Origin of the sequence: Psychrobacter sp. NG27 (genome assembly GCF_016106655.1) — a bacterium.
In the GTDB taxonomy this organism is placed as follows: domain Bacteria; phylum Pseudomonadota; class Gammaproteobacteria; order Pseudomonadales; family Moraxellaceae; genus Psychrobacter.
Genome location: NZ_JADGIN010000001.1, coordinates 57040 through 81560, shown reverse-complemented (window position 1 = coordinate 81560; position 24521 = coordinate 57040). Strand labels below are relative to the sequence as shown.

Annotated in this window: 17 protein-coding genes, 1 tRNA gene and 1 pseudogene; 12 read left to right on the top strand and 7 right to left on the bottom strand. The window is 41.8% G+C overall.

Annotated features, from left to right (window positions below):
• Window positions 1–5 precede the first annotated feature (5 nt).
• From IP485_RS00315 to IP485_RS00295, 5 genes are all read left to right on the top strand, one after another.
• Window positions 6–2027: a hypothetical protein gene (locus IP485_RS00315; protein WP_227686348.1), complete on the top strand. Its 2022-nt coding sequence runs from the start codon at window positions 6–8 to the stop codon at window positions 2025–2027.
• Between the two features lie 12 nt (window positions 2028–2039).
• Window positions 2040–2732, top strand: a complete 693-nt coding sequence (locus tag IP485_RS00310) for a hypothetical protein (RefSeq protein WP_198325502.1) — start codon at window positions 2040–2042, stop codon at window positions 2730–2732.
• Between the two features lie 516 nt (window positions 2733–3248).
• Complete coding sequence (locus IP485_RS00305) at window positions 3249–3686, top strand: hypothetical protein (RefSeq protein WP_198325501.1); 438 nt, start codon at window positions 3249–3251, stop codon at window positions 3684–3686.
• Between the two features lie 358 nt (window positions 3687–4044).
• On the top strand, window positions 4045–4398 hold the full coding sequence (locus IP485_RS00300; RefSeq protein ID WP_198325500.1) for an IS630 transposase-related protein: 354 nt from the start codon (window positions 4045–4047) through the stop codon (window positions 4396–4398).
• Window positions 4328–4885 (top strand): IS630 family transposase, encoded by a 558-nt coding sequence (locus IP485_RS00295; RefSeq protein WP_198325981.1) that lies wholly within the window; start codon window positions 4328–4330, stop codon window positions 4883–4885. The genes IP485_RS00300 and IP485_RS00295 overlap by 71 nt, the downstream gene beginning before the upstream one ends.
• A gap of 264 nt (window positions 4886–5149) precedes the next feature.
• Here IP485_RS00295 and IP485_RS00290 read toward each other — a convergent pair whose 3' ends face one another.
• Window positions 5150–6529, bottom strand: a complete 1380-nt coding sequence (locus tag IP485_RS00290; RefSeq protein WP_198325499.1) for a PLP-dependent aminotransferase family protein — start codon at window positions 6527–6529, stop codon at window positions 5150–5152.
• Between the two features lie 264 nt (window positions 6530–6793).
• Here IP485_RS00290 and IP485_RS00285 point away from each other — a divergent pair, with 264 nt between their 5' ends.
• Both IP485_RS00285 and IP485_RS00280 read left to right on the top strand, forming a co-directional pair.
• A complete protein-coding gene (locus IP485_RS00285; protein ID WP_198325498.1) occupies window positions 6794–7975 on the top strand; it encodes an MFS transporter in 1182 nt (393 codons plus the stop codon).
• Between the two features lie 699 nt (window positions 7976–8674).
• Window positions 8675–9099, top strand: a pseudogene (locus IP485_RS00280) (DDE-type integrase/transposase/recombinase); the annotation flags it as partial.
• 148 nt (window positions 9100–9247) lie between these two features.
• Here IP485_RS00280 and IP485_RS00275 read toward each other — a convergent pair.
• Window positions 9248–9895 (bottom strand): GntR family transcriptional regulator, encoded by a 648-nt coding sequence (locus IP485_RS00275; protein WP_198325496.1) that lies wholly within the window; start codon window positions 9893–9895, stop codon window positions 9248–9250.
• Between the two features lie 138 nt (window positions 9896–10033).
• On the opposite strand from IP485_RS00275, the gene IP485_RS00270 reads away from it, so the two are divergent.
• From IP485_RS00270 to IP485_RS00260, 3 genes are all read left to right on the top strand, one after another.
• Window positions 10034–11395, top strand: coding sequence for an FAD-dependent oxidoreductase (locus IP485_RS00270; protein WP_198325495.1), 1362 nt, complete (start codon window positions 10034–10036; stop codon window positions 11393–11395).
• Window positions 11396–11425: 30 nt separating this feature from the next.
• The gene (locus tag IP485_RS00265; protein WP_198325494.1) at window positions 11426–12550 is read left to right on the top strand and encodes a mandelate racemase/muconate lactonizing enzyme family protein; all 1125 of its coding nucleotides are present in this window, start codon (window positions 11426–11428) and stop codon (window positions 12548–12550) included.
• A 67-nt stretch (window positions 12551–12617) separates the two neighbouring features.
• Entirely contained in the window at window positions 12618–14213 is a 1596-nt protein-coding gene (locus tag IP485_RS00260; RefSeq protein WP_198325493.1) for a BCCT family transporter, read from the top strand.
• A gap of 401 nt (window positions 14214–14614) precedes the next feature.
• Here the strand turns inward: IP485_RS00260 and IP485_RS00255 are convergent, their stop codons facing one another.
• On the bottom strand, window positions 14615–15505 hold the full coding sequence (locus IP485_RS00255) for a LysR family transcriptional regulator (RefSeq protein WP_198325492.1): 891 nt from the start codon (window positions 15503–15505) through the stop codon (window positions 14615–14617).
• An 83-nt stretch (window positions 15506–15588) separates the two neighbouring features.
• On the opposite strand from IP485_RS00255, the gene IP485_RS00250 reads away from it, so the two are divergent.
• Window positions 15589–16515 carry a DMT family transporter gene (locus tag IP485_RS00250; RefSeq protein ID WP_198325491.1) on the top strand — a complete coding sequence of 309 codons (927 nt, stop codon included), beginning with the start codon at window positions 15589–15591 and terminating at the stop codon, window positions 16513–16515.
• 187 nt (window positions 16516–16702) lie between these two features.
• On the opposite strand, the gene IP485_RS00245 is transcribed toward IP485_RS00250, so the two are convergent.
• From IP485_RS00245 to IP485_RS00230, 4 genes are all read right to left on the bottom strand, one after another.
• The gene (locus tag IP485_RS00245; protein WP_198325490.1) at window positions 16703–17686 is read right to left on the bottom strand and encodes an MBL fold metallo-hydrolase; all 984 of its coding nucleotides are present in this window, start codon (window positions 17684–17686) and stop codon (window positions 16703–16705) included.
• Window positions 17687–17913: 227 nt separating this feature from the next.
• A tRNA-Arg gene (locus IP485_RS00240) sits at window positions 17914–17989 on the bottom strand.
• Between the two features lie 73 nt (window positions 17990–18062).
• Window positions 18063–18857 carry a hypothetical protein gene (locus tag IP485_RS00235; RefSeq protein WP_198325489.1) on the bottom strand — a complete coding sequence of 265 codons (795 nt, stop codon included), beginning with the start codon at window positions 18855–18857 and terminating at the stop codon, window positions 18063–18065.
• Between the two features lie 63 nt (window positions 18858–18920).
• Complete coding sequence (locus tag IP485_RS00230) at window positions 18921–19451, bottom strand: hypothetical protein (protein ID WP_198325488.1); 531 nt, start codon at window positions 19449–19451, stop codon at window positions 18921–18923.
• 533 nt (window positions 19452–19984) lie between these two features.
• Between IP485_RS00230 and IP485_RS00225 the strand changes: the two genes are divergently transcribed.
• Window positions 19985–24505 (top strand): exodeoxyribonuclease V subunit gamma, encoded by a 4521-nt coding sequence (locus tag IP485_RS00225; protein ID WP_198325487.1) that lies wholly within the window; start codon window positions 19985–19987, stop codon window positions 24503–24505.
• Window positions 24506–24521: the final 16 nt, after the last annotated feature.

Below are 24521 nucleotides of genomic sequence, written 5' to 3'. Positions count from 1 at the left end.
TGCCTATGCTTGTTTCAGCATGGGCAAATGCGAATGTTCAAATCTACCCATCGAAAGGTATTTTTGGATTGGAGCAAGGTTGTCGTACCGATCCTAGCAAATATGAAGCAAATGGTTCTTCTATTGTGTGTGATTTCAGTCAAGCGATTGACAATGACATTATTCGTAAACAAGCCGAGCAACTATTTGTACAAGGTTTAAAACAAGGTTTCGGTGAACAAGTTGTCGATACTATTTCGCAAAAAACTAAAAATCGTACTTATATAGCCTCTCTAGAAGTTTTACGCGCGAGTGAATACATTGTAAAGAAAGATTCGACAGCAGAAATTTTTCTGCCAGTCACCTTAAGTCTAAAGCTCACTAACGTGTTGTCGGGCGAGGTCATTTATAGTGACAGTGCGACGTTGTCACAACCGATTCAGGTGCTGACTACTGAAATTAATTCCGCTACAACAAAAACAGTCATTAAACAGAAATTTCAAAGTACTTTGTTGACATTAACTAAGCAAGTGACTGAAGAATTAAAATCCAAACTTAAAATTTCTGAAACTGAGACCCAAGTGGTTGATAAATGGAAATCTTATTTGGTGCTAGATAAAGGCTTTAAACAAGGGATCGCTGTACAAGATGAGCTGAGTTCAATAGAGGGCGATTTGATTCGTGTGGTACATGCGGACAGTGATTATGCCGTGGCTGTACCAGTATTGATGCAGGGTAGTAGTAAGCGCTTTAGCAAAGTATCGACCAATACACGTCAGGCTATGAATAAACCTAAAGCATTAGTGGTTGATGTACTGACTTATCAAGACGAATCAGAAGATTTAATTGAGCAAATCTTTTCTGATGCAGTCGGTGAGCAAGCGTCATTTACGTTGACTCCAGTCAATCGACGTTATAGTGCGATGGCACAAAGTATTAGTGAACAGACTGCACTAGCGCAGAGTGAAGACATTAACCAACGTGAGTTACCCGAATTTTTTATTCGAATTAATGTCATTCCTGTCGTTGCTTATCAACAGCAGATTGGGAAAATGACTCAACAACAGATTTTGCATAGTGAAGTTTTTGCTGAAATGATAGATCGTTCTGGTCGTGTGATCTATTCAGCACATGCAACAGATGACATTAAAGACGTGATTTCAGAAGGAATGGGTTTTTCTCTAGAGGCACGTAAAGAAGTTGTATTGAAAAACGCACTTTTGAAATTAGGTCAACAATTTCAAAAAGGAATTCAATTTACTCGTTCTGATTTGAAAGTCTCAAGTTCAAGTGGTCAACGCATTACCATTGATGATGCGGGGGAACGCTTAAGTACCGGCATGAAAGTCCATGTTTATCATTCAGATAAGGCAGCAGGACGTCATATTCTGATTCCAACATGGGAGGCAACTGTTTTGGAACGCCAAGGTGCGAAAGTGACAGCGCAATTAGATTTCCCTGTCAACAGCAGTGATCGTTTACCCGTGCGTTCTGGAGACAGTATTTTGCTTGATAGTTCTGCTCCAGTGGGTGACTCGAAGCAATCGCATGTTTTATGTCCAAGCTTACCTACCGAACAAGTCGGTGACATTCCATTTGATGGTTTTGGTCCTTTGACTTACCACGCTTTTGCCAGTCAGTCGAAACGACCATTTTATGCGACAGGTTCAGGCTTTAAAGGACAGACTCTACTGAAAGATTCAGTCGTTGCTATGACTGAAAATGCTGGATTCAAAAAAGATATGAAAGTTAACTTTTATATTCCAAAAAATGAATGTTTACAGCCAGTACTCAAGATTGAAGTGAAACAAGACAGCGTTAAATGTAATGCGGACAAGAGTAATTGTGATGCCACATTGGTTATGGCCAGCGGTGTACGCATATTTAACCAAAAGTCTGAAAAAATAGGGGCTTCTGGTTTGCAACAAGAAATCGAATTAAAGGGTATAGATTATCAGCATCGTAATGAGATGTATAAAATTCAGATGCTTGAGGCTTTACCAAAAATTTTAAATCAAATCGTGCAAAAAGCCGATTCTTCACAATAGGGACAACAAGGTATGAAAAAAATTGCAATTGTTTTAGCAGTAGCTGCGTCAATGGGAGCATCAAGCGTCTATGCAGGTTTTGGGTCGCTGAGTAGTATGGCGTCGTCATTATCTGAATCTGTTACCGGCGTATCTTCTTCAAATATGGATATCAATGGTTTCTTCACGCAGGCGAAAGCAACCAATGCAATGTTTACTCAGAGTCGTACTGCTTTAGCGTCATTACTCGCAAGTAAACAAGATTCAGATGAATTAAAAGCAAAACAGAAAAGTCTGAACACAACCTCTGATCCAAAAGAACAAGCAGCAATTCAAAAACAAATTGTAGCGTTGTCTAATACTGTTTTAGAAGCCTCTCAAAAAGATGAAGAAGGAACAGTCGCTAAGCTGTCAGCATTGAATGTGGAGCAGAAGCAGCATTTGTTGGACTCTGCAAGAAACTTTGTAATCGCAAGTTTAACTGCTCGTGAATTGGCGGTAGGCGCTAAACAAGTAGGGACTAGTTTAATAGCAAATCCAAGAAGCTTGACCAATACAGGAATGTCTTTAGTTGAGGCTAAAGGTGTGGTCGGAGATATCACTGGTATTGCTAAAAATTCAACGATGGCTTTGGTGGAATATCCAAAACTGTTTAAAAAGGCTGGTATTGAATTCAAAATGCCGACAAGTTCATCAGATAAACCAACAGTACTGAATGATATTTAAAATATTAATTTAGGTTAGGGCGTGTCCTCAATTCAATCGATAATCATCTAAATGGGTTAAAGATGGCCAGATCTTGCCGAACGGCGTCAAATAGCTGACTAATATCTCGATATTATCTGCGCTATTTTCCTTGTTTGACGGCAATTTATCTCATTTTTATTACTATTTTTAAAATGAGGGCACGCCCTAAACCTTAAATACAGTAAAAATTGTAAACGATAATTAAATCATTTAAAGAAATAAGAGAGCCCCCTAAAGGGCTCTCTTATTTCTTTAGTATTTTAGGGAATTTCAAGTACTAAAATATGTGACTTCTGCCGTCAATCCCGTAGAAATTAACTTGGGAAATTTTAATAATACAGCTCGATAATCATATCTTGTACTGTACTTTGAGTTTTATAGTAATTAAGTTCATATCTAAAATTAACAGTTTTATGCCTGTATAGCGCACCGAACATATACTGATAACTCATTGAGTAAATATACCACTTCGAAAATGGGTTTAGAGACTGAATTATGTTTAAAGAAGAGTTAATAAAATTTCTATTGTCTACCGAGAACTTCCATGAGCTTGGCGAATGTTATATGTCTGATTTTGATTATAAGCATGTCCAGGGTATAAATTATGAGCAAGGCTATCCTATGCTAGAAGACTGCTGTGAGGTCTGGATACAATATCCGGAGTATACTTTTGAATTAATAGATATTATGGGTAGTATAAGAAATATGATATCAACCAATACATTTCCAGATATTTTTATTGAGAACAAACAAAATATCTTAGCTATCTATTTTGATACTGAAAGTAGAGTTCGAACTATAATTAGTAGAGTTCACGAAGGTGATAATATTGATGAAAAGTTAATTGAAAGTTCTATACAGTCAGGAATCAAGGATGAGAAACTTATGTTTTCTAAGCTTTTCTACCTTTCTAATATTAACTGGTCTGTTTGAATAGTGATTAGAATCTAACCTATGTCAGTAAGTTTGATACTTGCAAATACACCACTAAAAAGCCTTATCCTCATAACGGATGTTATCGTAAATAGATTTATAGCCAAAAAAAGCCAATGCTATAGGTATTTTAAAATATAACTACTAAGCATAATCCTCAAATCAATAAAATATCTATAATTGATTATCTGTAATAGATAGCTTTTCATCAGTGATAAGCATCATATGCACGAAAAACCGTAGTAGCGGCGATTATTGCCATTTATTCTTCAGCAATACCGATATGAATAGCTTCTATAGTCAGTCCAAAATAGAAAAGGTGCAATACTTTTAAACCAAACAAAGTGAAATATAAAAGATGACCTACTCAGCAGATTTTCGAGCACAAGTTATCAAAAACATTGAGCAAAAAGACATGAGCATCCGTCAGGCCTGTACTTTTTACAATATCAGCAAGAGTACACTACAGCGCTGGCTTATAGACCCAAGCATCCGAACGACTAGAGTCAAAACGCCAACCAGTATACCTAATGAAGCCCTTCTAAAAGACGTTAATCAATACCCAGATGACTATTTGTATGAGCGAGCTCGTCGTTTAAACTGTAGTAAATCAGGTATTGGCTATGCTTTAAAAAGATTAAATATTAGCCAAAAAAAAGACCTCAGCACATCCAAAAGCGAGTCCAATAAAAAGAGCGATATATCAGAATAAGCTTGATCATTTTAAGCAACAAGGCTATCCCATTGTCTATATGGATGAGAGTGGCTTTGAAGCTGAAACTATTCGTCCTTATGGCTATGCACCGATAGGTAAACCCTGTATCGATAGCTACAATTGGCAAGCTAAAAAACGTACCAATGTCATCGGTGCTCTGTATAAAAAAATGCTATTTGCACTTGATTACTTTGAGACAAACATCAATGGCGATGTATTCTATGACTGGTGCAAATACACGCTAATTCCAAATCTTAAGACCAAATGCGTGGTCGTTATGGATAACGCCAGTTTTCACAAACGTGTGAAGAGGCTATTAAATAGACATGGTCACAGGCTTTTATTTCTACCACCCTACAGTCCTGACTTAAATCCTATTGAAAAGAAATGGGCACAAGCTAAGTTTCTACGCCAAGGCTGGATGGAGAATAATCTGCCTAAACTGTTTCAGGATATGGGATGTATCTCTTTTATTCTAGACTGACTATAGTCCTGTAGAAGTGCCCATGGTGTATAAAAAATTATACCTTAATAAAAATAAACAGTGACCTAGACTTTTTTAAAACGATAATCTTCCAAGTGTACTTGTACGGTTTCTTCAGCATAGCTCAGAGTATTGTTATTCATTTTCGGAAGTGATTTGATTTGATTGTGTTTGGCTTATGCTTGGCTGATATTTAGGCTTAGAATTATAGTCGAAAGGTTGCCATATAATAAAACAGTATTAGCATTACAAGTCTCTGATTGGTCAGTCTAACGATTGAGCCAACACCTCAAAAACTTTTGAATGACTCATTTGCGCCACATTGAACCGCATAAAGTTCTTAGCATTGTCCGATTGGCTAAAAACATTGCCCGGCGCCAATACCACACCCTGTGATAAACAGCGATTGGCCAATTCGGTCGCATTATTATTCTCAGGTAATCGGCACCATAGGAACATACCTGCTTGTGGGAGCAGCCACGGTACGATGCCTAATTTAGCCAATCGTGGTAGCGTATGAGTACGTGCGTTTGCCAGCCGAGTATGGATATCATTCATATGCTTACGGTAGCCGCTATCGGTCAATGCGGAGAACACAACGGCTGCTGCTAACTGACTGCCACCAAAGCCAGTGGCTATCTTTAAATCTACCAAACTCTCGATCCATTCTATAGGTGCTGCAATATAACCACAGCGTAGGGATGCGGATAACGTTTTAGAAAAACTGCCGATATAGAATACTCGTGATAAACCATCTAAAGCCGCCAATCTCGCTGCAGGCTTAACTTCAAAGTCTGCAAAAATATCGTCTTCGATAATGTACAAACCAGCCGCTTGGGCCAATTGTAGTACACGGTATGCCATGGCAGGTGATAACGTTGCACCAGTAGGATTGTGAATGGCAGCATTAGTAATGTATAGGCGCGGCTTATGCTCATCTAAAATCGCTGCAAAGGCATCTACATCTGGCCCGTTTGGCGTATAAGGGACGCCAACCACTTTGACTCGATGGGCAAGCAGCTGTGCTCGAAAGTTAAAATAACCAGGATCATCGACGATGACCGTGTCACCTGGCGTCAGCAAAAATCGAAAAATCAAATCTATCGCCTGAGTGCCTGAATCCGTCAATATGACCTGTGACGGTTCTGCATTGATACTCAATCCTGCCATACGCCGTGTGAGTAATTTGCGCAATGCTAACAGCCCTAACGGCGTTGCATACTCACTGATAATGGATGCGTCAGCCTTGGCCACATTTCGCAGACCACGGCGTATACCTGCTTCAAATAGCCAATCCGCTGGTAACCAGCCGCAGCCTGGCTTTAGCGCGCCATCGGGTGGCTCCAGTGACTGTCTTGATACCCACAACGGATCTACCACTCGATCAATTTTTGGCGCTATATCTGTCAATGATAGCGGCGCTGTCGTCTCTGCCACATAGAATCCTGCACCCGGCCGAGAGTAGATAACCCCCTCAGTTTGCAGGCGCTCATAGGCTTCAACCACGGTAGAAGGTGAAAACCCATAGTCTTTGGCCGCGGCACGGATGGATGGTAACCGTGACTCTGGCATGTAGATGACAGTCGCTATTTTCTCTTTTATGTCAGCCATGACAATTTCGATGCGTGTGAATTTATTATTCATATTTTTACTGTTTTTAATAGGTCAGCTTCTATGGATGTCTTGTCTCAAAATTGCAGGTGGGACAATATATTGATTTTATGTTCGAACTGTATGGGTTCTATAGACCAAACAGTTCTGTCTAATTGTACTGGATTGTATATAGATAACCTACTGCGCTTTTGTTTTAATCATTGAACGTAAACGATGTAGAGGTAGGTATGATTCTATTGTGAATCGCACTAACCCTAGCCAATTCAATGATCATTCTTCAAAAAGTAGCAACATATGACCACTAAAAAATATAATAAATATCTGGCCTTTGCCTTATGCGTGATAACGACAAGCGTCAATATCCAAGGGCCGCTTTATGCCGTTTACGCACACAATGATGGCTATGGCGTACTAGCAACTACGATAGCGTTTTCCTTTTATGTATTAGGCGTCATACCTGTATTGTTGGCTTTTGGCGGATTGTCTGATCGGATTGGACGGCGCAAGACAATTTTAATAGCTTTAGCGTTATCAATAACAGCGACGGCTCTCATGCTATTTTATCCTTACACACGAGCGTTAGCAGTAGCACGATTCATACTGGGTGTGGGAACGGCTCTGATGGCTGCTACGGCGACTGCCTATATGATTGAGCTGCTTGGCTCATCAGATACGATGCGTGCGACAGCGTGGGTGACGGCCAGTACAACGATAGGTTTTGGTCTTGGTCCTGTATTGACGACGGTTTCTTTGATGTTTTATGAAACTGATCAGCCAGCCAGTTTTTTCTTACTACTAGCGGGTGGGCTGTTCGCTATGTTTTTGTTATATCAATTACCAGAGACAGCACCTAAACGCACTAACTTGCCCACATCTATGCTACGGCTACCTTATTTTAACCGTGAAGTCATCTGGTATGGCAGCGGTATTTTGATTTGTTGGGCGACGACCGGATTGGTGTTGTCAGTTATTCCCTCAGTACTGGCCACGCATGGACTCGCTAAGTATGCAGGAATATCCTCTATGTTAGCCATCAGTTGTGGATTGATCGTTCAGCCAATCGCCCGAAAACTTGACCCTCAAGTCTCAAGTAAGCTAGGTCTTTTAATCTTACTACCAGCATATACTTTGTTGGCTTGGGGGACGTTGAACGCCAACCTACCAGTGATTCTTTTGGCTGCTTTCTTAGCTAGCAGTAGTTGTTATGGCTTTGTCTATCTAGGAGGTATGCTAGGAGTCGCACGCTCAGCTGGCAATGAGCAAGCACGTGCGAGTGCAGGCTATTTTTTGATGGCATATATAGGGCTTAGTGTGCCTGTCATCTTTACTGGTTTGATTGTGGATCGGTATGGTGCTGCTACTGCATTCTACGCCTTTGGTGTGTTTTCATTAGTTGGTGTGATTGTCTTATTTGCCAGCCAGCCTATGTTGAGAATTAGACGTCGTTCGAACAATAATATGCGTAGTGTTACTTAAAGTGAATTACCCGACTATATCGGAGGATGATTTACTTCTTTTATCCAAGTTATTTGCTATAACGTCCGTTATCGGAATAATCGAGGTTTTAGTGTTGTTAGCAATAGCTTAAAAAGTTTAGTATATTCAGACTTAATTATGCATTTATAAGGATGCACTTTGTTAATCATAGTCATTCTTCCTCTCATTACAGCTTTAGCCATACCTATGTTGATAGCCTATTTTCTGTTTAAGTCTAAAAGGTTGTTTTTATTCATGATTTGGCTATTTATAGCTACTGGGTTCACTCTATCTTTTTTTTATTCAAATCTAGTAATGATATACAGTAAATGGTGTTCGGTGCGCTATACAGGCATCGAACTACTAGTGCTAAATATGAACTTAATGACTAAAAAATTGAAAGCATAGCTCAATTCAAACCTCGATTTTTACAAAGACACCTGACAAATATTATTAGTAGTAATTTGGGGTGTAAGCCTTGTATAGATAGGCTTGGAGAGATTGTCAATATAGTGTATTCATATTTTTTTAGTGATCAGTATATCTATAAATACTATTTATATACCCGTAATATTATAGGTAGTCATATCTAATAATTTTTAAATATATAAGGTAATTCTGCAAAAGCTCATTATTTCAAAACCACCTTGCTAGCCATGCCATCCATTTGATAGTTTTAATATCCCATACAATAACGACACTATAGAGCTGATTGGCTACGCTATCAATAAGCATATGATAGTAGACTTAGTCTGTCGTGCACTCAATATGGCAATTAAAAATAGACGACCCAACCAAAAGCTGATTTGTCATTCTGACAGAAGCAGTCAGTACTGTAGTCATGCCTATCACAAAATTATCAAGCAGCATCAGTTTACAGGCTCAATAAGTGGTAAATGCAACTGTTTCGACAACGCTCCAATAGAAAGCTTGTGGGGCGTATTAAAAAATGAGCTAGTGTATCACCAAGACTATAGAACAAGGTTTGCAGCCATTAACGATATCACCTGCTATATTGCTTTGCAACGACGCAAGACAAGAGCTGTGCTCGCAGTGAAACGAGAATTCAAAAGGGTTTAGGCTATAGATCACCAAGGAAGGTGTGGTTTGACTTTTATCGTTAGGCTGCGTAACTAAAATATCCCAAGTTTAACTTTACGGATTTGATGACAGGGGTCAGGTTCCAAATTCCCCCACTGATGAGAGCTTAAATACTTAACACAGGCCTATTCTAAGGTAGACAATCTATTCAGATATTCACGAGCTTTTCATTTAGTTTGGGGTGCGTCGGATAGAACGATATGCGAATTCTATCAGGTAATCATTGAGGGCAAGCGAGGCTTCAGAGGCGGCAGTTTCGTCGGAATGACAGATCGCTTTTAACGTAGTGGCATGCAACTGTCCGGCTATCGAAAACTCTTTTTCAAAAGACTGAACATGGGCAAACCAGAAGCGGCGTGATAGTCCTTGTAGTGGGAGTATAGCCATTGTTAGATATTCGTTTTGAGTCGAATCGGCAATAACGCGGTGCACTTGTTTGAGGATTGCACCAAAATTTCTTGGCTCTTTGTAATCCTGGCAGGACAGTAATTGTTCGGCTAATTGTAGCATCTCGTTTTTATGGGACACGGTTGAACGATGCGCTGCAAATCTAACCGCTTGTTCCTCTAGTGTACGGCGTACCTCAAGTAATTTTAGTTGAACTTCCACTGACATGAGTGGAATCAAAATACCTTTGCGAGGGTGGATTTCTACCATTTTTTCTGCAGCTAGTTTTTGCAACGCTTCCCTAATAGGCGTCCTTCCTAACTCTGTTAATACCATCAAATGGCTTTCTGAAACCATGCTACCTGGCGCTAAATCCCTGAATGTAATCATTTGTTCGAGGCTGTCGTGGGCAAGTTCGCTTTTGTTCTTCATAAGAGGTGTTTGTCTCAAGCAGTGATGTTTGGCAAGTAGATGAAACCATATAATACCAAAACAACTTGACACTGACCATCCCTATTGAATATGATTGATATTCAACTGATATATCACAACAAAGAAATGGAGTTCATTATGGATGTTAAATCGTGGAAAACGGTATGTCGTTTCGAAGAACAGCCGGACCTACCTGTATTGGACAGTGTTGATGTATTGGTCATTGGAGGCGGTGCAGCTGGAGTTGCTGCGGCAGAAACGGCGGGGCGTTCAGGTAAAAATACTTGGCTTGTTGAAAAGTATGGATTTTGTGGTGGCGCCGCGGTTGCCGGCCTATCTGGCACCATCTGTGGCATATTTATAGCAACCGATGATAAAAATGCAAAACCTAAGCAGGTTGTATTTGGCTTTACTGAACGTTTTCGCCAAGCACTTGCTGCAAAAGGAGGGGTCACGGGTCCACAAATATACGGCAAAACCTTCACGGTGACACATGATCCATTAGTTTGGCGAGAAGTAGCCGACGATATATTAGAACAAGCAAATGTGACCACTTTATTTCACACCGCCGTAACAGGCGTCATTATGGATAACGACACGTTCAAAGGTGTCGTTATTGAATCTAATGCCGGACAAAGCATCATCTTAGCCAAGATGATTGTTGATGCCTCCGGTGATGCGGCACTTATTGCTCGCGCGGGTATGGGCTATTTCTTTGGTGATAATGGGCGTATTCAAAATCCAACGATGTTTTTTCGCGTCGGTGGGATCGATATGGAACGATACCTCGATTACTACGGTAATGACACTATCTGCCCTGCAAAGGTTACTGAGAGTATTTTAGCTGCAAATGCGAGTGGTGAATTCGATCTTCCACGCCATAAAATTTGGATGTTCCCAACGACGCGCCCTAACGAGTTAATGGTTAATGCGACTCGGCTTGCTGGCCAAGACGGACGCATGCTCAACGTTATTGACCCAAAAGATTTTACTGAAGCTGAGATATTTGGTCGTCGCCAGGTACGCGATTACACCAAGTTTTTAACTCAATTTGTGCCTGGATGTGAGAATGCTTATGTCGTTGATACAGGGGTCGAGGTCGGCATTCGTCAAACGCGCTCTATTGTTGGTGTCGAAACATTAACGAATGAAGATGTCTTAAATTGTCGTAAACGTTCAGACAGTATTTGTCGTACTCCTTGGCCTATCGAACTTCACTCAGGTAATAAACCAAAACTTCATTGGTTACTTGATGATTATTATGACGTTCCTTACAACACATTAGTCCCCATTGTGGGAGAAAATATTATTGTTGCAGGTCGCTGTTTAAGTGCTGAGCATGAAGCGCTCGCCTCTGCGAGGGTTACCGCGCAATGTTTTGAATATGGGCACGCTGCTGGAGTCGCAGTGGTAAAGGCGATTGATGAAAACACACCTATCCGTGACTTAGACGTCGCCAGTATTCGTACTACCATGATTAACAACGGCAGTGCACTTTAAGAAGATAGATATAAAAACAAGGAAGTAAATATGAAAAATCCAGTGATTAAAAGAGTCGAGTTGTATGCCGTTGCTGACCGTGATGCACCGCCCATTCCTTGGGCTGATAATCAAGAACCTCTTCTATATACCAATAACATCGTTCGAATTATTTGTGATGATGGCACAGAAGGTGTCGGGGCGACGATCAGTTATACCGAAAATGATTTTGACCGTTGCATTATCGAAGCAATGCGTACCATTGTGCCGGGATTAATTGGTAAGAATCCTTTGATGACTGAAGAGTTAAACACGTGGTTAGGCGCTCGTTGTACTTGGGGTGGTCTGCCAGCAAAATCACCCATTGATATTGCTGCCTGGGACATTAAAGCGAAGAAAGCAAACATGCCACTTTATATGCTTCTTGGTGGGGCGCGTCACAAAATACGTTCTTATGCATCTTCTCCTATGTTTGACACAGTTGAAGAATATTTTCCGTATGTTGATAACTGTATTGAGCATGGTTTTACGGCGATAAAACTGCATTGTTACTGCATTTTTGCAAAAGATATTGCTCTGGTAGAAGCAATCCAAGAACGATATGGAGATACCGATATACGATTTATGTTGGATACAGCAACCTTTTACACGCCAGCAGAAGCGATGAAAATGGCCAAACTAATGGAAAGCTATGATTGGGAATGGCTTGAAGCGCCAGTCTCCGACTATGATTACAAAACTTACCAACGTCTCGTTGACAAGACTGATTTAGAAATCTCAAGTCATGGTAACTGTCTGCTCACATTGCAAGAAGTGACTTATGCTTTGGGCAACGGTTTCTGGTCAGATGTTCGTCAGGATGCCACTGTATGTGGAGGTATAACCCAACTCAATAAATGCTTTGCTATTGCGGAAGGACACTCCAAAAATGTGGAAATTCAGAGCATGGGTTACACCATCACTCAAGCTGCAAATTTACACGTAGCATTGGCTCATCACAATTGTAAATTCTTCGAACAATTCTACCCCTACGAAAGCTTCGAGTTGGGCTCTAAGACTCAAATCCGTACCGATAAAGAAGGCTTTGTCCATGCGCCAGAAGGGAATGGTCTTGGTGTGGAAATGGACTGGGAAGTCGTACGCGAAAAATCAATTGCACACTATGTATTTGACTAATTAAATTACTCAACAAGGATATGATACTCACGCCCTTTAATGTGGCAGGAGTATTAAGGAGTACGTCATGGAAGATAGTAATCGAGGTAATTTTGACCGCACTACGATATTAATATCTTTGATATTAATAAGTGCGTTATCTGCGTTCTTTTTAACTGATACCGAGCGGGCTATCGCTATCGCTGGTGATATATTTACGATGATCGCTTATAACCTTGGCACACCAATTTTATGGTTTGGCTTTGCGATGGTAGTGATCTCTGGCTATCTGGTTGTCAGTAAGTACGGTAATATTCGTATGGGTGAAGGGAAGCCGGAATACACTAACTTCGCCTATATCACCATGATGGCGTTAGCCGGTGTGGGTTCTGGTACCGTATACTGGGCATTTCTTGAGTGGTCTTATTATATTAAGACGCCACCTTTTGCTATTGAAGCAGGTTCGGTGACCGCACATGAGTGGGCGGTTACTTACTCTCTACATCATTGGGGTGTTACAGCCTGGGCGCTTTATGCGGTTAGTGCGGTACCAATCATGTACTCCTACTATGTACGTAAAAATCCTTCTTTAAAGATCAGCGAAATAGTGCAAAGTATGATCAAAAATGACATCCTAGGCAAAATTGTTGGGCGTATCATTGACATCACTTATCCTATTGCTCTGGTATTTGGCCTGATCATCGTAATCGCTTTGGGTGTTCCGATTGTATCTGCCGCTTTTGCTCAGCTAACCGGTCTAGAAGATAATTTAGCATTGAAGCTTGGTATGTTAGCAATTGTAGCGATACTACTTATCGTCAGCTCGTTTGTTGGTATCGAAAAAGGCATGAAAAATATTTCCAGCTCCGGTACTTACTTCCTTATTGCCCTGGCTCTATACATCCTAGTGTTTGGACCTACACTATTTATTCTTGAGAATACCAGTACTTCAATCGGTTTATGGGCATCAAACTTCATTCATATGAGCTTATATACTGATGCTATCAATCAAGCTAAGTTCCCGCAGAACTGGACCGCATACTTCTGGGCCTACTGGATGATTTTTATCCCTCTGATGTGTGTCTTTATCACTAAAGTATCGAAAGGTCGCACACTACGTGAAGTCATTATTTGCATGGTTGGTGGTGGTACTGCCGGCACAACTATTCTGTTCTCGATAGTTGGTTCGTTTATGATGAAAACCCAGCTAGACAAGAAGGTAGACATCGGTCAGATGGTCACTGATGGTCAAGCAAGTCAGTCTATCGTAGAAGCGCTGAATACACTGCCATTCTCTTCTTTGCTGCTGGTTGTGTTTATTATATCGACTTTTCTGCTATTGGTAACGACTCTAGACGGTTCTGTATTCACAGTTGCTTGTCAAACTCAGCGTGTACTAGATAAAGATAAAAATCCGTCAAGAGTGTTAAAAATATTCTGGTGCCTAGTGATTATTGCTATTCCAACAGTATTTATTATTGTAGAAGCACCTATTGGTTCAATGCAGTCTGCTATTTTGATTTTTGCCGCGCCAATACTTGTTCTCATAAGCTATATGTTATTTAAGACATTTAAGTATATGGGAGAAGATTACGGACATCTAAGCGCAACTGAAATTAAAGAAATGTATAAGGTTGAACCTGAGTCTGTTGAGCGATCTACTCTTAATGAGGTACAGGGCTGATTTTTCTTATATGTGTAATGTTTGGCTCGATTATAAAAGACCTCAATATAATCGAATATTGAATCGACCAGATTTTCACAGATATTATATTGTTTGTTTAACGGCTGCTTTTCAGACTCCAATTTTAAAACCCTTACCTAGATAAAGACATGCGAGCGAAAAAGCCTTTCAAGCTATTAAATATAAAGCTTGGAAGGCTTTTTTGTGTGTTGAGAATGATGAATTGCCTTTGTATTTTCAATGGGCTTTGAGGTTCTAAGCGCTTGAAAATCAAAAGCTTTGGCTCCCAACATGTTATGCAAAAACATGAATTTTATTGACTATAATAATTTAAATAATGAAAAATATTAAATTAAAATCAACTAAAACTCCGATTTTCATATAGCCGCTGTATTCTCGTCTTAACGTGCCAAGTTTCCCTTTTTTAATAATTGTACGGCCATTTTTATAAATGCCTGTGCCGCAGGAGAAGCTTGCCGGGTACTGTGCAGTGCTAAACCAATCGTTCGTTTGTATTGCGGCGCTACTTGTCGAACCACATAGCCATCAGTTGGCAAAGCTTGAGGGAGTGCTAATTCAGCAACAAGTGCAACACCTTCTCCTTTTGCAACCAAGGCAATTGTCGTCATCAATTGGGTCGTTCTGTAGCGAATATCAGGGATCAGATCCTCGGATGCAAATAGCTTGGAAATGAGTTGTGCTGAACCAGCTTCAGTCAGAATAAAAGGAACATGACATAAATCTTGAAGTACAATTTCATCTTTATTCGCCAATGAATGTGTTTTAGGAATAAGAGCAACCATTTGATCTTCAATCAATGCAAAGGTATCAAAATGCTCATCAGGAAGTACCACAAAGCCAACATCAACACGCCGCTCTTGTAACCACTGTACGACCTGCTGATCATTTCCTTCATCAATACGCACCTCGATATTGGGAAATTGCTTACGGTAATTCTCTAGAATCTCAGGAAGTAAGCGCAAAGAAGAAGTAGGGCCGAAAGAACCAATACGCAGGCTACCTAGTTGCAATCCCTTAATATCAGCAGCTTCTTGGCGTATGGTCTCAGCCAACCCCAGTATTTCTCGAGCGCGGGGAAGCAGTCGAACGCCAGCAACAGTCAGTTCAGCTTGTGACTTATTGCGCTCTATAAGGCTTACTCCTAAATCTTCTTCGAGTTTTTTCAGTGTGTGCGAAACAGCTGACTGACTAATACCTAACTGTTGGGCTGCCAAGGTAAATCCACACAGCTCTGCAACGACCACAAATATTTCAAGTTGGCTAAATGTCATGACCTTTTGCTCATTTTACTATGACTTAACATTAGTGAAATACTATAGCACATATCAGGTTAACTCTTATATTGAGCGACATCATGCAACCAACTACCAGTACATCTAACGACTTGGCTTTACCCTCTATCTGGCCAATATATTTCAAACTTGTCCTAGTCGCCTTACTGTGGGGAGGGACTTTTATCGCAGGGCGTTTACTTGCCGAATCGCTTTCACCGTTAATGTCAGCGATAGGCCGTTTTGGTCTGGCGGTATTTATACTCATTTTACTCACTATAAAACTAGAAGGTAGGCTACCAACGCTATCGCTCAGACAGGTTGCGATCACCTTCGCTCTCGGTCTTACTGGGATATTTACCTACAATCTGTTCTTTTTTACTGCGCTCTCTGAAATGCCAGCCTCCCGAACGGCTCTATTTGTCGCGTTTAATCCTATCGCGACGGCGGTACTAGTTTCCCTCTTATACCGAGAAAAAATTTCATTGCAGATGTTGCTTGGGATATCTGTGGCGGTATTGGGCGCACTAACCGTGATCAGCAATGGTCACCTACTTACCTTGATCCAAGACAGTGGTCAGGCTTTTGGCCATGGTGAATTTTCAATGCTCTGCGCGGTAATTAGTTGGGCCATCTATACCGTCGTGGGACGGAAAGCGCTGCTTGGTTTATCACCTTTAGTGTCAACGACTTATGCTGCTATCTGGGGACTGCTACTGCTGTTAATGGTATGGTTTTTTAATCCAAACGTACAGGTGCTACCAGAGTTAAACTGGAAGATTGGTGCAGCTATTGGCTATTTGGCGATATTTGGCACCGTTATTCCTTTTATTTGGTATTACCAAGGGATCAAAACAATTGGCGCAGCACAAACGTCAGTTTTTACTAACTTTGTTCCGTTATTTGGTGTGTTGCTCGGCGCTTTGCTACTTAATGAGCATATATCCTCTTCGATGTTACTTGGTGGCGCGCTGGTGATCACTGGAGTGGTTTTGACAAATCGGCGTTAAGAAAAGTGGTGGATACCCGCATATTGAAATAATACATATCAACCAGTAACGATAATACCTTATTCAATGCCGCTACCACTATTTCTACCCTTGGGCTTTCCCAATCAGTTAATTAATTTTAATAAAGCCGAATAGGATGTTTGGCTTGGTATCAGGGAGCCTAAGATTTTTAACACGCTCTTGTCTGTTAGTTTTTTATTGGTGCAATAGATCTGGTTTCACCAACTTTCATTGTCCACAGATCTTTATCAGAAAATCCACTATCATGCCCCGCTTTCTTAAAACGTACCGGAGGTTCAAACATTGGCTCATCTGACAAACTGCTAAGTGTACCCCAGTGAGAGGCGATCAGTGTCTTTGCGCGAACATCTTTGCCTATAGAGACCGCTTCTTCGGGAGTGGTATGCGACATCCACAATAACTCTCTAGGTTCATATGCTCCAATAGGCAAAATAGCGAAGTTAAAAGAGCCATACTTATCACCGAGAAGGTTGAAGATAGTGTCTGAGTAAGCAGTATCGCCAATAAAAAGAATACGATTTTCGAAGCTTTCAATAACCCAAGAAGCCCATAGTGTTTTATTACGATCAGATGTACTTCGTGCAGAATCATGAACTGAAGGTTCCGCTGTAATCTCAACGCCTTCAATAGTTACTGACTGCCCCCAATCTAACTCCGTAACCTTGCTATATCCTCGCTCGGTAAAAAAAGGCTTAAGCCCTAAAGGGACTACCACATGAATGTCATTTTTGTTTTCTAATTGTCTAACCGTTTTATCATCCAGATGATCATAATGGTTATGTGAAACAAGCACTATATTGATAGGAGGCAATTTATTTATCGGTATGGGTAAATCAACAAATCTTTTTGGCCCCGCCCACGAAACAGGGCTAGCAAATTTTGACAAAAAAGGGTCTGTCAAGACTGTTATTCCGGAGGTTGTAATCAAAAAACTAGCATGACCCAACCAAGTCACACGATCGCTGTCAATTGAGTTTAACAGTTGAATCGACTCTAACTCGGTGAGTTGATGCTTATCAGGGATATCAGGAACAAACAACGAATCCCATGCTCTTCGCATATAGAAAGATATCCCTTTAGGTGCAGCAGTTTCCACAAAGGGGTGGTTCTGATATCCGCTAATCGTATGATGTTCTGGTTTATTATCCAATGAAATATCCCGCGAGTATTTAGATGAGGTTGAGGAACAAGCAACTAATGTGACTAAGATTAAAATTATACTAATAAAATTTCTTATGTAGCTCATTGTTTACTCTCTAAAACTAACGAAGCTATAGAATAACACCTACAGAAAAAACTGACTAAAAACGTTTAAGCAAGAAAAAACCCCTCAGCATAAGGCTATGGGGTTCTAAAATAAACTAAAAATACAATAATTGGTGCGCCCACCAAGACTCGAACTCGGATCGATCGCTTAGGAGGCAACTGCTCTATCCTGTTGAGCTATAGGCGCATTATGGAGTGACATTGTAGGAAAAAGCAGTCGTAAAAGCAATCAACAAAAGACAAATAGAGACAATTTATCATTACTCACCATTGCTAAGGGCATCAGCCACATCTACGGGATTATCACCTGTTGCTTTTTTAGCACGTGACGTTGGTTTGAACAAGTCATTCACACTGTTTTCATAACCATTAATATTATGATAATTATATTTTTCTAATATTTCTTGACCCGTACTTGAAAGTAGGAAGTTTCGAAAGCTAATAGCAGTCGTACTGTCTGTCAAAATAATCCCTTGCAGCGCTTTCTCATCTTCAATCGCATAGTCAAAAGCACTAATGGTTTGTATTTTTTTACGATTGTTTTCGCTAGTATCTATGTCTTTATTTTCAGCGTCAGAGACATCAGCTGTATTGACAGTTGTCTGCTGCTGATTTTCTTTTTGGAGAGTCGATTCTATGTTTGCTTGTAGTGGTGCAATACGTTCTATAGATAGATCCTCATTAGCGATAATTATATCTGTATCAAAGACAGAATGGAGCTGACTGTCTTTCGTCGCCTCGTTTTTTGATACAGCCAAAAGTACATTGGCAGGTACATAGCTTGCCGAGACCTGTATTCGAGGATAGCGAGACTTAAAACTAGCAATAATGTCATCTAAAGGGGCTTGTAGGTTTTTTTCTGCTCGGATATAGAGTGTTTGATTCAAAGCTTCATCGCCAGCATCCTCTACAGTCGCAGATTCGTTTGTGCTTACCATGACAGGTAACGGGTCTGTATTTTTGCGGTTGTTGGTCCATAACCAAGTAAAGATGGCAATAAAAGCGGTCAATAACAGCAAAATCAGTCCAGCCAGTAGCAGCTTGTAGTCTTTCATATATTACTGCTCTTTTATTAATGGATTCATTTTAATAGTTACGCGATATTTTGTATTGAGATATCAAAGCTTTTGATCGAGCACTTCATCTGTCAATGCAGCCAACATATCTGCAAACACATCTTCTTCTATGGCAGGTGTTGAGGCTTGTACGCTACCCCTGTGACTAAAATTTTTATCATCGCTGGGTAGAGAAGGATGAGAGTCTGAAGGTAAGGTAGGTGGGCTGTCAAACATTTTTGACAGTGGGTTTGTGTGGTGCGCCGCTAACGGCGATTCACCAGTGCTCAGCCTGTCTTTTAGCCAGCTAAAACCCTGTGCTTCCCACCATGCCTCAAAACGCGCTAATGTACTACCCCGTACGGCAGCAGGCAAGTCTAATGTTCGTAATTTCTGCGCGAGTACGGGGTCGCTAATAGACTGATGAATACTTAGGTAGAGTGAGCTATTGTCATCTGTGTAGGGTTTTCTGTTTTGCCACGATCTGTCATCGATCTTCATACGTGGCAATCGCCACAGCTCGCCGCGATAATAGACAACATATAGGCGTTGCTTTGGGTGAACGAAGATGGCATCAATGGGGCGCAATGGCATAATATTACATGCTCTCGTTAATTAGACTTGTTGGTTAAAATAAATCGTCAGCGCTGATCTGTCTTAAAGAGACAGAAAGCGAGATTCTCTTCTATAGACACACATATAAATAGTACTATAGAGCGACACTGAATGTCGTAAAGTATTACAATACCCGTAACTACACTAGTAAACGATTACCATCAATGGCACACTGATAGCCGGCTTTGTTTGGCCATCTTTGAGTGGTTATGTATGGTTTAAGACAAACATGCTAGCAGAAATGCATCATCGTAACGACAACCAAGTATGCATTGGTGAGTATAGTCAAGTCTATATAAGTCCGCTACATCGTCATCCTCGCTAAGCATACTAATGTATAACTTGCACTCGGTTTCCTTGTATCGAAATTATATTGAACTGACTATATCAATGGTTGCTCGGGTTTTTTAGCGCTTCTAGTTTTAGCGCCTTCAAAAGTGTCAACGATACCGTATCTACGCCACCTTTATAAGCCACAGTATTTTATTCCTATTTTAATCAGATAATTGTCTATGTTTACCATTATTCAGTCGCACCGTACCGAAAACCTCGTCGATAAATTGCTTGAACAATATCAGTCAAAGAACCAGTCGGTCTTTGCACCTTTTATTGTGATTGTGCCTTCAATGGTACTTGGGGATTGGTTGGATAAGACTATTGCCAGTCGTGCAGGCATCAGTACATTGGTGCGCACCAAGTTTTGGGGTCAGTATCAATGGACGCTGATGCAGGATGTGCTAAGTCGCCATAATGCGCATTTGCTACAGACAGACCCAACAGCGATTACATTGAATGTGCCAGAAGTGGCTGTGTTGTCACCAACGGTGATGCAATGGCGGTTATTTGGATATTTGACCTACTATCAAGCAGCCATTGTTGCAGATGAAAAACATCCAGTAAACCCACTGCTGGCCTCTTTAATTGATGAGCCGGATGCAGAGGCGCAACAAGGCAATGCACAGCAAGATAATTTACAGCAAGACAATGTGCGACAGGATAAGGCACAACAAGATGCCCGCATTTGGCAGCTGGCAAGTGATTTGGCACGAGTGTTTAACCGCTATTTAACCCACCGTGAAGATTGGTTGGCAAAGTGGTCGGATGACAGGCCGCTCAATGTGGATGAGATGATAGCCGAGAAAGATGCTTTGTCACTGCGCTTTGATAAGTATGCGCGCGGCACGCCTGATTGGTTGGTGGCGCATTACGCGGAGCTCGAGATTGCTCAGCGGTTTCTATGGTTGCAGTTGTTTGCCGATGTGCATCAGCACCGTGTGGCGCTAGAAAAAACCTTTTGGTCAGCCTTAGACAGTAACCAAGCAAATGAACGTGCGCAGCTGCCTACTGTCCTGCGCATTTTTACCATTCAGCAATTGCCACAGACCGAGCTGGATTTCTTGCAGCAGCTATCAAAATACATGAATATCACACTGCTGCACTACAACCCATCAAAGCTGTTTTGGGCAGATATTGTCGATAAGTCCTGGTTGCAGCGCCAGCAGATTATCAATCCTGAAAGCGTGTTTTTGCGCGATTATGGGCACAGCTTGCTATCGCGTCTGGGCAAGCAATCGCGGGATGCTTTCGCCATGCTTGCTAACTTGTCGGGTAATGAGCAATACGACGATGCGCTGGTAGAATGGCAAGATGATTTTGATGATACGCTGAGCGTTGGCTTGAATAGTGATCCTACTGATGCTGATCAGACTAACAGTACTCAAAATATGCAACATAGCCCAAGTTTGTTAAGGCGCTTGCAAAATGATGTGCTGATGCTTGATGAGACAGCCACTCAGCAAGCAACGGCAGCAAAGGTCTCTCAAGCAGTGAGTCAGCAACTAGAGTCAAGTGATGATGAAAAATCGCAAGCCGCTGCTTGGTATGAAGATGAGGCGTTAGAGAATAAGCGCTTTGAGATAGACCGTTTTTGGGCAATGTCTTCACAAGACAATAGCCTAAGCATACATTCGTGTCATAGTCTGCAGCGTCAGCTCGAAGTGCTGCGTATTATGATTGGGCGCTGGCTCAATGAACCTATCAAACGCGGTGAAAAAAAGCGCCATATATCTGACATTGTTGTGCTGCTACCCGACGTAGAGCGTCATCATGCACTCATTAGCTCTATTTTTGTCAATGGTAAGGGTCAAGATGGTTTGACATTGCCTGCCAAGGTAACTGGGGTCGTCGATGCGGATATTCGTCAATTATGGGAAGCCATTATTGGATTTTATAAGCTGCTGGGCAGCCACAGCGCCCGTTTTGAGGCGGCAGAGGTTTTAGATTGGCTGATGCTGCCGCCATTGTTTGAAAGCTTTGGTCTAACCCGCGAGCAAATGAGCCGTGGATGTGATTTGTTGATAGAGGCAGGTTTTATCCGCGGTTTTGATGAGCAACATCTTAAACAAACCTTAGACGCTAATGACTTTGACTATCGTTTTAGCTTTGCACAGGCACTGGATACATTGACCTTGGGTTTGGTGATGCCAGAGGCTGGTTTGAGCGATTGTTTGTATCCTTTAACACCAGATGAGTGGCCAAGCACTGCACTGCCAGAGAAAACCATACCGCTGCCTCAAGTGAGCCTAAATGATGCGATTATTGTTGAAGCCCTTTGCCGTATTTATACTGGCTTGACTGCCCGCCGTGATGATCATACCCAAAAGATGAAAGCTGAGGACTGGCTCGATCAGATTGAGACCCAAGTCATCCATCGTTACTTTGGCGATGTGGATCAAACGCGTACCATGCGCGCTATCTATAATGCCATGAACGGCTTTAAATCTAGCTTACGTGCCAACCGTCATTATAAACAGTACTCTAGTGGCGATATCGCCAACAGCGAGGTCGAGCAGAGGCTGGCAGGCGTGGAGCAGTTACCGCTTAAACTGAGCTTTATGCTAGACAGTATTGAGGCGGAGCTTGAGAGTCAACAGGTCAGTGCTGAGCCGACGGGTGTGATTACTTTTGGGCGGTTTGGTGCACTGAGAAACGTACCCTTTAACTTGGTGGTGATGCTTAATATGAATCTGTCTGAGTTTCCTGCACGCGACCGTGACAACCGATATGATTTGATGAAAGCTACCAATGCTCGTCGCGGTGATAGAGTGAGTGAGGATGATGATAATGGGGCGTTTTTGGATGCGTTACTGTGCGCGCGTAGTGCTTGCTGGATATTCTACAATGGCCAAAGCTTGACGGACACGCATGAGCATTTGCCAGCCAACCCTGTCAGTGAGTTATTACAGTTTTTGCAGGGTGAGGTGCAGTGGCAAGTCAACTCGCTCGACACCTTGCCTGATAATATTGACTCAACCACCGACAGTCTGAAGCGCTATTTGCCTAAATTGATTAAACAGTGGCTCGTGACAGAGCATCCTGCGTTACCCTTTCATAAAAGTCTGTTTGAAACAGAGATTGAAGCTGCTGATGTGTTTGACCAAGCGTCTACTGAGGTTGATGCCAGTGCCAATGTCGGTGTCAATGCTCAGGGTGAAAGCCCTGTTGATATGATTGACGAGCTAGACGCTATGCTAAATACAGCCATGCGCAAAACCAAACTCGCACAAAAAAAGCAGTTCCCGCCCGCGCCGCTTTGGCAGGCTGTGTTTGATACCTTAAAAGGTCGAGTTGCCAGTGAGCACGCGCAGCTGGTTGGTTTACCTACAAAAGCGCAATACGAGGCAGTCGCTCAGGTACTGGGTCAAGGATTGGGTAAGCTGGGTCAAATAGATGCACAAACGCTGCCCGTATTGGTCGAGCTTCTATCGCTAGACACAGGTAGTGTCAGTAAAAATGACACTGGCGATATCAAGCATCTGACTGAGATGCTCACTCAATCTGTATTTGATATACATGAAATAGATATTGAAGGAGCATTGGTTTATCAGGTGCGCCATCCTGCCAAAGCTTTTCTGCGGACTCAAAAAGTACATGTGGTGCAAGGCGAGGAGGCGATGGCGCATCAAGAGCCATTGTTTTTAGACAATTTAACGACCTACCAAATTAAAGCGCATCTGATCAATGGCCTGGCCTCTAATACTAATAATAGCATCGATGAAGAAAGTGCGACGGATATCAACAGTGCTGCCATGCAAGACAGCCAAATTCTGATGTATCAAAAGATCATACCAGCAGGTGTTGCTCGTCAAACCACGATTCCCAACCAACAACAGAAACTACAACAGCAATGTTTGGCGTTTAAAGAGCAGTTAATAGCCAGTGGTTTTGATGAGGCAGAACAGAATACCACTGGTTTACAGCTATTGACGCCCACCACCGAGCATCCTGTTCAGATAGAACTGGCGGCAGTCTTAAATGATGCTGATCACGAGATGCTGTACAAGCTACTGCCCAACATGATTAAGATGAAAGGCTCAGTGCCAATACCAGTACCGATATCAGCACCATCATCAATGCCAATAGATGGCCATCACCATAAAGCACATATTCAGACAGACATGTCTTATGCCAAGCAGTCACCCACGCATTGGCTAAACATATTACCTAGCTCTGCTGGTCCCAAGCATTTACTCAAGTTTTGGTTGTCGCATTTATATTGGCAAGTGGCCAGACGCACTACTGCCGAGCAAGTAGCATCCAATGACGGCGTGAGCATTTGGCGTTTTAATAAGCCCAGCTCGCAAGTTGATGCATACGACAAAGTAATCGCATTTAGACTCAGCCCTATCCTATATAACGACGCAGTGATTGAGCTGATAAAGTGGGCAGTTTTTGCCAATTTATCGGGTCAAGTGCCTATTACCTTACTGCCTGAGTATGCACTCAGTTATCTTGATAAGTGCGCAAATGTCGAAGAGGGTGTGAGTTATTGGCCAAAACGCGCAGACTTCTCAGACTGGTTAAGGCCGAGTTATTTCTCAGACACGCTATACGATACGTGCTCGCAGCATGCCATCTGGCAGTATGTGTTGCGTGATCAAGATGCTTTTAAGGCCTTATCAGCCTCATTGACCACCTTAGCGCAGCCGTTATACGCGCCGATGTTTGCGGCCTTAGAAAAATTAGATGGCTAGAGCATTTCGATAGCCA